Raw genomic sequence first — 11769 nt, forward strand, 5'->3', positions numbered from 1 at the left:
GCTCCGGCAGATACTACAGCTCCAACAGCTGCTATCCTTTCTGCTTCAGGAACTACCGTTTCAAGTACCAACTTGTCTTGGACTGCAGCAACCGATAACGTAGGAGTTAGCGGTTATAATGTATATCAAAATGGTGTATTGAAAACAAACACTTCTGCCACCTCATTGGCTGTAGCCGGATTAACTGCTTCTACTGCATACTCCTTTTATGTCGTAGCGAAAGATGCGGCAGGAAACTTTTCTCTTGCCAGTAACATTGCAAACGTTACTACGCCTGCTCCGGCAGATACTACAGCTCCAACAGCTGCTATCCTTTCTGCTTCAGGAACTACCGTTTCAAGTACCAACTTGTCTTGGACTGCAGCTACTGACAATGTAGGAATTAGCGTTTATGATGTATATCAAAATGGTGTATTGAAAACAAACACTACTGCCACTTCATTAACTATAGCCGGATTAACTGTTTCAACTGCATACGCCTTTTATGTCGTAGCGAAAGATGCGGCAGGAAACTTGTCACTTGCCAGTAACATTGCAAACGTAACTACAACAGCTCCGGCAGATACTACAGCTCCAACAGCTTCAACACTTTCTGCTTCAGGAACTACAACTTCAAGCACCAATTTATCTTGGACTGCGTCTACCGACAATGTAGGGGTTAGCGGTTACAATATATTTCAAAACGGAGTATTAAGAACAGTCACTACTGGCACTTCATTGGCTGTAGCCGGCTTGACTGCAGCTACTGGATATAGTTTTTATGTAATAGTGAAAGATGCAGCAGGAAACTTGTCACTTGCCAGTAACATTGCAAACGTAACTACAACAGCTCCGGCAGATACTACAGCTCCAACAGCTTCTACACTTTCTGCTTCAGGAACTACAACTTCAAGTACCAACTTGTCTTGGACTGCAGCAACTGATAACGTAGGAGTTACGGGCTACAATGTATATCAAAACGGAGTATTGAAAACAACAACTACCTCGAATTCACTAGCTGTTACTGGCTTGAACGCGGCGACTGCATACAGCTTTTTTATAGTGACTACGGATGCGGCTGGGAACCTGTCTGCTTCCAGTAACACTACAAACGTGAATACTTTAACTAACACTAGTGTCGCATATTGTTCTTCCTACGGAAGCAGTACCGCAAGAGAATACATCAACAAAGTTCAAATTGGTTCCATAAGTAATCTTTCAGGAAACAATAATGGTTATGGTGATTTCACCTCTGTGTCAACTAATTTGGTTACAGGTACCAGCAATACTATTGTTATCACTCCTGCTTGGAAGGGCGCTGCTGTAATCGAGGGATTCCGTGTTTGGATTGACTTTAATCAAGATGGTGATTTTGATGACAGTGGCGAGCTTGTTTTTAGCAAATCAAAAGCTAAAACTACAACAGTGAAAGGAAGCTTGATCATCCCAACTACTGCGAAAACAGGCGCTACCCGCATGAGAATTTCAATGAAATACAATGCCCTACCTAGCCCTTGCGAAATTTTTTCTTACGGAGAAGTAGAAGATTATACCGTTACCATCACCACCGGAGCTACTGCAAGAATAGCAAGTTCTACTGAAATATCTGCAGTAAGAGGAACAAGCAATACTAAACTATCATTAAAATTGTATCCAAATCCTGTCAAAGGTGATGTTCTAAATATTTCAAATCTTGAGAAATCTTCTGATTTTAGAATTTTTAACTTAATGGGGCAAGAACTAGAAAGAAATCATATTGAGAATGATGCAGTTTATGTGGGTTCTTTGAAAGCGGGAGTTTATTTAATTGAAGTTACAGATGGCACTTCGACAGCAACTAAGCAGTTTATAAAGGAATAAATATAACAAAGAAAGCATCCCTTCCGGGATGCTTTCTTATTTAAAATTAAATTAAAAACTATTTAACCACTATTTGTGAACTTGCTCCTATATTTGTAATTATTTTTATGATATAAGAACCAGATGTTGTGAAAGGATAGTTAATAAGAACTGATTTTCCTAAACAACTACTGGTATTAGTATCAAGTTGAGTATATAACTTAACACTGCCTATAGTCCACACTTCAATTGTTACATCAGAAATATAATTAAATTGATATGTAATAGTAGCAAAATCAACGATTGGATTAGGGTTAACAGTAAACGCTGCTCTATCTGCTATGCAAGTGAGTGGTGTTTTATCATAACCCATAGATATTCTACATTCATCAAAGGCATTGTTGATTACATCAACAGCATTTGCAAGATTTGACAATGTTACACCTGCTGGAAGTGGAGTTCCTCCACCTAAGGCAAAGTTTGCCATATCAAACAATCCTTGAACTGTTTTCACAGGTAAAGCATCTACAACAGCTGGTATATTAATGTATTTATACTCATTAATTGTTGGAGTATATACATCAAACGAACAACTTCTAGCCTTAGGAGTTTGAGAACCACAACCACCGTCAGGTGCTGCAGTTGCCAATGTTCCTGATTTCAAAGCAAAAGTACCAAGTTCGCTATTTATGCCTAAATTAAGACCTAAAGTAATAGTTTGAGCCAACAAAGTGCTATTGATATTTCCTTTTCTCAAATAAGGACTAGCTCCTGTAATATCACTTAATTTTTTTTCACCCACTGGCAATACATAACTGCTTCCTCCACCAGGTAAAACTCTTATGATATCATCTATATCTTCTGTTGATTGCATCCAAACTGAGTGTCCAAATTCATTAAAATCACCACTAATACCATTAGCTTTAATACCAATTGTCATTTTTCCACCATAGGATTCCAAAGCTTTTTGTATTAGACCAGATGTAGTATATGAAACACCTTCAGCACAAGACATTCCTCCTATATTACCATAGTATCCTTGTGTATAAGTACATAAGGCTTTAGCGCAAGGAGTGAATCCAACATCTTCGGAACCTGAAACATAACATCCATGAGCGTCTTTTACTGTCCATTCGTATGAACCAACTGCAAGCCCTGAGTATTCTTTAGTAGAAGTTTGAGTTTCAAATCCTCCACCATTGAAGCTTACCATATACGGAGGTGTACCGCCACTGAAAGTAAGAGTTACGGTACCATCTGTACCCTCTTCACAAGTTGCTTTTGTACTGGCATCTGTTGCTTCAACTGCTGTTGGTTCTGTGACTTTAGCATTACAAAGCCCTTCATTTCCGCTACCTAGAGTAGAAACAGCATCTGTAGTTAATACAACATAATTGTCATTTGCTGCCAAACCACTGAATGTATAAGATCCTCCCTCTGCTATTCCTGTTCCAGGAGAAGCTACTTGATTAACAAGATCAGGACTTATAAAAAGGTAAGCTGCATAAGGTGGTGTTCCACCTCCTACAGTAACTTTGATTGATCCTGATTCATCACCATTACAAGCTAAAGGTGTAGGTTCTGTGTTACAAGCTGGTTTACAACCATATTCTAGTGTAAATGTGGAACTGCATGAATTTTCGCATCCTGTTGTTTTATTTTTTATAGTCCAAGTAACAGTTACAGCTGTAGTAATTATTGCTGGATCATTAAATGCGAGAATCAAAGGTGCTGTACCTTCAGGAGATGGTGTAGCTGCAGTTGGTGAATAAACATAAGTTGCTGTAATTAAATAATCTGCATCAGACACTGGTGCTAGAGCAAACCATGCTGCAAAATCTGTGTCAGCCTGTGCTTGTGCATTAACCGCAGTCTCTCCACACAAAACTGGTAGTTTTCCAGGATCTGGACATTTAATTTCAGGAAGTGGGTTTTCTTTTACAGTCAACACGGTTTTCCATGCACAGACATTAGCATCGGTACGAGGGATTTCATAAACTCCTGGGGCATATTCGTTGCCTTCATAAGTATATTTAAAACCTACGCAAACTTGTCCACTCGCTGTGTTGTCTCGTGTAACTGGATAATCCGTTACAGTCAACACTGTTTTCCATGGACAGCCATTAGAATCAGTACGAGCGATATTGTGCGTTCCTGTTGCATATTCTATGCCTTCGTAAGTAAATTTATTGCCTACGCAAACTTGTCCGCTTGCTGTGTTGTCTTGCGTAACTGGATAATCCGTTACAGTTAACACTGTTTTCCATGGACAGCCATTAGCATCAGTACGAGCGATATTATGCGTTCCTGTTGCATATTCTACGCCTTCGTAAGTAAATTTAGATCCTACGCAAACTTGTCCACTTGCTGTGTTGTCTCGCGTAACTGGATAATCCGTTACAGTCAACACTGTTTTCCATGGACAGCCATTAACATCAGTACGAGCGATATTATGCGTTCCTGTTGCATATTCTATGCCTTCGTAGGTGAATTTATTGCCTACGCAAACTTGTCCACTTGCTGTGTTGTCTTGCGTAACTGGATAATTAGTTACAGTCAACACGGTTTTCCATGCACAGCCATTAGAATCTGTACGAGGGATATCATAAACTCCTGGGCCATATTCTACATCTTCGTATGTATATTTATATCCTACGCAAACTTGTCCGCTTGCGGTGTTGTTTTGTGTAACTGGATAATTAGTTACGGTCAACACGGTTTTCCATGCACAGCCATTAGAATCTGTACGAGGGATGTCATAAACTCCTGGGCCATATTCTACATCTTCGTAAGTATATTTATATCCTACGCAAACTTGTCCACTTGCGGTGTTGTTTGGAGTAACTGGATAAATGGTTACAACTGTTGGACGTCCAATATTAATTGTACAACTAGATGTAGTATTTGTTGCTACAACATAATAACTTCCTGCGGGAAGTGCTGTCCAAATAAGTGTTCCACTAGTTCCTAATTTTGCAGACTGTACTAAACTATTATCTGAATCTTTCTTTAATTGATAACTAACTCCAGTTTGAGAACTGTTCATTGTTATTGTTCCTGAATTTGGAATCGAATTACAAAATGAACTACCTATCAAAGTTTTCGATTCAGGAACAGAACCAAATCTTCCAAAAGTCAAATCTTCTAAAGTAGAACTTAATGACTGTGATTGTCTTGTCTCAGCTAAAAATGTCCCTAAACATACACTTAAGTTAAAATTTACACTACTTAAATCAATAAATCCTTCAAAGAACGAGTTTATAGGATAAAAATTTGCTGGACCAGCTTTGGGAACATAATTCCAAGAAGCTGGAGATGCAACCGATACCGAATTTACTCTAGCGTCAAGACCTGAAGTAGGTAGCGGAATGGGAGTTGGATTTAATGCTCCATCTCCTGCTCCTGGTTTATCCCATTTAAAAGCTTGAATTTGAGCCACAGAACCACCATTAACAAAATGACTTATCATTAATATATCACCATCTACATGTGCTCCGCTAAAATTTCCTCCACTAACACCAATCTGGCCTACTGTTCCCTGAAGAATCCAAAAGCCAATTGCAGAATCGCCATTATTTGAAAGTCTGTCAGCAAAAAAGAATAATTTAGTACCATCTAGATAATAACCTGCGCTAACAATGTTACCTTTATCATTAGAACCACTGATTGAATATTTCCATTGGCTAATAGGATTTATATCTTTTGATCCTCCTCCAGACCAAATATTATCACTAGCATCTATTGGATCAATAATCCTAGCTTTCACACCACCTGGAATAGCTAAAGTAGAAGCCCAATCGCTTGGGTTACCATCAAGTGTAATTTGCGCCGATAAAAAATTGGAAAATAAAAAGAATACCAGCAGTAAAATTAAACTGCTAATACCTTTAACTCTCGACTGATTCGAGGACCTTTTTTCTTTTAAAACTTCTTTCGAAAAATCCAGCTTAAAACTACTTTCTCCGCTACTATCAAAGACTAAACTTTGAGTGCTAAAAAAGTCACGAAACCCTAATAACGTAAATCTTTTCATAATCTTTAAGGTGTTAATTAAATTTGATCAATTACACCACATTATGAGTAGGGACATTTTGTAGATTCGGGGGAAACTATATTTTTAAACTTCTAATCCTAACAAATAGAAACTTTGATTAGGTGATAAACACACCATAACAAGAGAAAGAAAATTTTGTAGATTCGGGGGTAAGCTACATTTTAAACTTTTAATCAAAACTATTAGAAATTTTGATTAGGTAATAAATACACCATAACAAGAGGAAAAAAATTTTGTAGATTCGGGGTCAACTACATTTTTAATATTTCTAATCAAACTATTAGCTATTTTGATTAGGTGATAAACACACTATAACAAGAGGAATAAAATTTTGTAGATTCGGGGTAAGCTACATTTAAAAATTTCTGTTAATAATACTTAAAAACAATAATTCAAGGTATTAATTAACACCAGAACAAGAGCAGGGATATTTTGTAGAATGGGGTAAATTCTTCTAGATATTTCTTTTGCTTTTCTATTTAGATTAATTCTAAAAGAAGGAATAAAAATATATAAGTAATTTCAAAAAAAATAATATTTTCTACAAACTACACAAATTTATCGATGAAATACACGTTTTTCTTTACAAAAGTTAAAATTTTGATTGAAAAATAACTTTTAGGGAGATTATTTAAATAATATTAACACATTATTGAAAATTTAGATGCTAATTTCACAAACATAAAGAGAAACTCATATCTAAAACAGCCTTTTTAAACTATTTTTCAAGGACTCCATCATAAAAGAATTTTTTGTTTGATGCTTCAGAAAAAATTCTTTTCCTAACCAATTATTAACCAAAAGTGCTGTACAGTACAACTTAAAACTTTGTTTAAAAGTTATTACTTTAAAGTTAAGAATGAAAAAATGGAAGAACAAAATAAACAATGAAAAATCGTTGAAATACTATTATTATCGACAAAGTGCAATATTTATTAAGAAAAATAATATATAAACAAGACTCCTAAATAAGCTGATGTAAATTATAACTTACTAATAATTAGTTAATTACAGAATATTTCGCGTTAAATAAAACACAAAAAGCAATGCATTTTACATTAAAATAAAAAAACAAAAAATGCATTATTAAAAAACACACTAATTTTGCTTTGAAAGTTAAAAATCGGGATAGTATTATAAAAATTTTTTGAGATATAAAAAATGATGTTTGCGAAAATTTAATACTTAAATAATTGAATATCAATAGATATTTTAAACTTAGTTGTCTTTAAAATTGATATATTGAAATAGAAAAGATTTGATTTGTAGAAGGATAAATAAATATTCTTTTGTGATGCGAAAAGTGGTTTGCTGCTTAGGTTTTATACTTTCCTAAACTAAAACTGTAAATAAACAATACTTTTGCTTCGTCCGTTGTTTTACTTTGCAAAGCATCAAATTATTCTATTCTATATTCATTTACTTGTTTTTAATTCCAAACTAATCATTTCCAGAAGTTTTTTATAATAATCCAACTTTACCGTATCACCATTTGATTTGCAAATAAACTCTTTTTCGTAAGCCAAAGCCTTAACCAAACTTATCAATCTACTAACCATATCGCGAATTTGAATAGTATTGTATTTGATTGAAATTTGTTCAAGCTTTTTGAATTCAGTTTTCCAAAAAGTAAAGTTGATTTCTTTATTAGTTATGTCATCATCTTCAAACCGCTTCATAAACTTTTGAGCAATTTCATTTTCAAGCAAAGTAATTTCTTGATATTTTTTTAATTCTGTTTTATACTCTTTACTTTTTTTTAATTCAACAACCATTTTTTTATTAGAATCTGAATTAAATTTGGAATCAAAACTACTATTTATGCTTTCATACTCTTTAACTGCCAATAAGTATTCATTTGCATTTTTAAGACTGTCAGCAATAGCTAAATTTTTACTATAAATATTCAAAATGATAGTATCATTACTTTTTCTAATATTCTTTTTAAAAGCTTCTATTTCTAACCAATCAAAAGCACGAAGCATTTCTTTTTGTTTTGGCCAAGAGTGGTCTTTTTGAGAAACAAACAAAGTATTTCTTATTTTCATTTTATCCAACCAAACTTGGTTTTCAATCATTTCCTGATAATTCATATCCCTATCTCCCACCATACCCACATACGAAAAACCATTTCCTTGCAAAACATACTTATCCATTACATTAAAAGAAGCCCCGCAGGCAATTACCCCTTGAAAAGCACCCGAAGAAACTGCGATAGAACCTGCTAATCTGGAACCTCCAGAAAAACCTGAAATATAAAGTTGTGATGGGGCGACATTATAAAAACCTAATACACTATCGAACAATCGATTTGCAATTCCTAAATTTATATCATAGGGCCCATTTTTAGAATTATTGGAACAAACTAAAATATAATTATAGGTTTCAGCAGCCAAAACAAAAGGTTCTATACCAACTTTTCCTCTTGCTGCGGGATCAAAAACAAAAACGATTGCCGAAGGAATCTTTTTGTCATATTGCGCTGGCAAATAAATGGCATACGATTCATTCACCGTATTGGCAATTTTAATCGAATCAACAATTGCACCTTTTAATAATAATTGCTCCTCTTGTGAATAGCCCAAAATACAGATTAGAAGTGTAAAAGTGATTAAAAAAGGTTTTCTCATATCACAAATTTAAAAAATATATCCCTAAAAAACGCTTTTATTTTGCTTTGAAAGGAGAGAAAAGGGTTAGCGATTCCAAGTTTTTTGTATTAAAAAGTGGTTTGGTATTGAATTCGAGATATGAAATAAAACCTGATGAAAATTTGGATAAGTGACTACTAAGTCCTCGCATCCTGCGAGAACAAGTGAGATGAAATAATCTTGTATTTTCTTTTTCAAAGAAAATGGTTCTCTGAGATCCCGATTTTCATCGGGATAAGCGATTCACATACTTTTTGCTGTGCAAAAAAGCAAAAAAAAATCTTATATTTTCTTTTTCAAAGAAAATAGTTCTCTGAGATCCCGATTTTCATCGGGATAAGCGATTCACACACTTTTTGTTGTGCAAAAAGTGGTTCTCTGCTTACATGTTCCTCCGATGTTAATTTTTCCTAATTTTATTGACTTAACAAAGATTTTAGTCAACCATTAGCCAACGAACTTGATTTTTGATAGTATAAAATGTATATTTTTGATGAAAATTAGCTTCTTCAATGATCAAAAATTAATTAAACTTACGTTTTATAAAAATACAAAAAATAATAATTCAGTTTCAAATATTAGTGCAAATAGTATTATTTTTAATACCCCAAATAATTAGTTCTCATTTTCCCCTTCTCTTAAATCACTTATACTATCAAAATAATCCACAATTTAAAAAAATTAGAAATTATGAAAAAAGAAATAATACAAATTGAAAACATCAACGCTGAAGAGTTCAAAGATGAAATAATAAAAGGGGTTATAATGGCACTTAAAGAACTAAATTTTAAATTTCAAAACTCTGACGAAGATCAGATACTTACCAGAGAAGAAGCCGCTAAAATGCTTTCTGTTTCATTTGTTACCTTATGGAGTTGGGATAAGAAAGACATCCTTCAAACATATCGTATTGGCAATAAAATCCGCTATAAAAAAAGCGATCTGCTAAATGCTTTAACCAAGAAAAATAAATTTTGATTAAAATTCAAAATAATATTTTTACATCATCTTAAAGGATGTTTATAAATGTATTCGTTAGCCATTTGTTCGATTTCCTGTTTTGATTTTACTCTTGTAGAGGTTATCCAATTTATGACATCAGATTTTTTAAAATACAATCGTTTACCAGCCTTGAAGTATGGAATTTTACGCTCGTGTGTTAATCCATAAATTGTTGCTTTAGTTAAACCAACAAAACTGGATACTTGTTCTATAGTCATAAAATCTTCATCATCATTCGAAGCGGTTTTTAGTTTTTCAATTGCTTTCTCGATGCTATTTAATTTCTCTAAAATAATTTCAAAAGGATTTTCCATTTTTAATGTAAAAATAATAATTAATAGTTAAATATTATCGCGTAATTGCAATTAAATCAACTGAATAGGGATAGGCAAATTGATCCATTGGTTTATATTATCACCATTTAATTCTATCCCCACGTTTGAGAACTATTGCACTCCTTTTGGTGTTGTGAATTTCTGCCATAAGAGAATTGACTTGGGTGGTTACAAAGGTGTAGATTTTACTTATTCCCCTTGTATTTTTACCGAATCCGTCAGAGTAAAGCCCAGCGAAAGAATAAGTTCTTCTTCTAGCAATCCTATTGTATATTTCTTAGCGATTACGAAGCTTTTTTTTGTTGTAGTGTTATAACATTGATAAAAAATTGTGAATAAATAAAAGAAAAAATACACCGTTACAACAAAAAGGCGAGTTCGCAAAAAAAAACTCTAGCCAGCAGTTTTACAAATCGCTTTTGTAGGTATTTTAAATAATATTTTATATATTTGTATTAGTGTTCTTATGGAACTAACGGAGTGTACCACAGCTCATTTGGTAATACCACTTGGGAAAGGTGTTTCGGTTATTCTAAAAAACTGTTATTATTTAAGAACTTATTTTTAATTGTACAGTCCGTGAATTTGTCTTGCTTCGGCAGGGCATTTTTGTTTAAAGCTTATGGAAAAATTACTACTTCGAGACATAGAAAAACAGGCGCAAGAACTTTGCGATAAATATAATAACTATCATAATTACCTCCATCTTTCTAATGAACGAAAGAAAAAAAATTATAGCAATCCAATTCCTAAAATTGTAAATATTCCTGCCGAATGGAATGTAAATAAAAAGTACAATCCCTTCTATGTGTTGAAAAGGAAAAATCAAATTGCCAAATCGGTAAGCAAAAAAATACTTAAAGGAGAATATTTGCCTAATAAACCGATTGCAAAAGAGATCAAAAAACCTAGCGGTGGAACACGTACAATAAGTGTTTATCAAATTCAAGATTCGGCGATTTCAGATCGCTTCTATCATAATTTATTGAGTAAAAACAAGCATAGATTTAGCTCTCTTACATATGCATACAGGAACGACAGAAATATTCATTTCGCTATCCAAGATATTGCAAATGAATTAGGGTCTGTTCCAAGGATATTTGTAGCTGAATTTGATTTTAGTAATTTTTTTGGTTCAATTGATCACAATTATTTATTTGCACAATTACAGAAAAATGCATTCCTAATTAGTGATATGGATATGCAAATTATTAAAGCATTTTTGTCACATTTTGAAAAAGGTATTCCTTTGGGAACTTCTATTTCGCTATTCTTAGCAAATGTAGTTTGCTGGAAGTTAGACAGAAGTTTAGAAGATGAAGGAGTGCGCTTTGCCCGATATGCGGATGATACAATAATTTGGTCCAAAGATTATTCTAAAATTTCTAAAGCTTTTGAGATTATGAATGCTTTCTCTCAGGAAGCAGGAATAATGATAAATTATAAAAAATCTGACGGTATTTCGTTATTACAAAGTAAAGATATTCGTTCAGAGTTTATAAATACAAAAGAGTATGTAGAGTTCTTAGGGTATAAAATTTCAACAGAAAAAATTAGTATCAAAGATTCATCAGTAAAAAAAATAAAAAAGCAAATCTCATATTTACTTTATCATAATTTATTACAACCCTTAAATCCAACTGTAATTCATACTCGAAACATACCTGTTGGTGGAAAGGATAAAAATTTTCTCTCTGCTATTATGGAAATACGACGTTATCTCTACGGTAACTTGACAGAGGTTACATTAAAAAAATATTTAAATGGAACATACAAAATTTTGACATTTAAGGGAATAATGAGTTTCTACCAGGGCAAACGCACCAGTTTTTTTTTAAAAACTATATAATTATCTGAATATAAATGGTTTAATGCTTGTTTTATAATAAAAAATATCATATATTATACT

At 33.3% G+C, this 11769-nt stretch carries 6 protein-coding genes; 3 read left to right on the forward strand and 3 right to left on the reverse strand.

Annotated features, from left to right (window positions below; all coding sequences use genetic code 11):
* The coding region (locus ACH2BV_RS13815; RefSeq protein ID WP_395051347.1) for a fibronectin type III domain-containing protein at nucleotides 1-1839 on the forward strand (1839 nt) is incomplete at its 5' end.
* 58 nt (nucleotides 1840-1897) lie between these two features.
* Here the strand turns inward: ACH2BV_RS13815 and ACH2BV_RS13820 are convergent.
* Nucleotides 1898-5851, reverse strand: coding sequence for a SprB repeat-containing protein (locus tag ACH2BV_RS13820; protein WP_395051348.1), 3954 nt, complete (start codon nucleotides 5849-5851; stop codon nucleotides 1898-1900).
* Between the two features lie 1436 nt (nucleotides 5852-7287).
* On the reverse strand, nucleotides 7288-8502 hold the full coding sequence (locus ACH2BV_RS13825) for a hypothetical protein (protein WP_395051349.1): 1215 nt from the start codon (nucleotides 8500-8502) through the stop codon (nucleotides 7288-7290).
* A 711-nt stretch (nucleotides 8503-9213) separates the two neighbouring features.
* Here ACH2BV_RS13825 and ACH2BV_RS13830 point away from each other — a divergent pair.
* A complete protein-coding gene (locus ACH2BV_RS13830) occupies nucleotides 9214-9501 on the forward strand; it encodes a helix-turn-helix domain-containing protein (protein ID WP_395051350.1) in 288 nt (95 codons plus the stop codon).
* 26 nt (nucleotides 9502-9527) lie between these two features.
* Here ACH2BV_RS13830 and ACH2BV_RS13835 read toward each other — a convergent pair whose 3' ends face one another.
* A complete protein-coding gene (locus ACH2BV_RS13835) occupies nucleotides 9528-9839 on the reverse strand; it encodes a helix-turn-helix domain-containing protein (RefSeq protein ID WP_395051351.1) in 312 nt (103 codons plus the stop codon).
* Between the two features lie 643 nt (nucleotides 9840-10482).
* On the opposite strand from ACH2BV_RS13835, the gene ACH2BV_RS13840 reads away from it, so the two are divergent.
* Nucleotides 10483-11709, forward strand: a complete 1227-nt coding sequence (locus ACH2BV_RS13840) for a reverse transcriptase domain-containing protein (protein ID WP_395051352.1) — start codon at nucleotides 10483-10485, stop codon at nucleotides 11707-11709.
* Nucleotides 11710-11769 lie beyond the last annotated feature (60 nt).

Source organism: Flavobacterium sp. (assembly GCF_043780635.1).
GTDB lineage: Bacteria > Bacteroidota > Bacteroidia > Flavobacteriales > Flavobacteriaceae > Flavobacterium.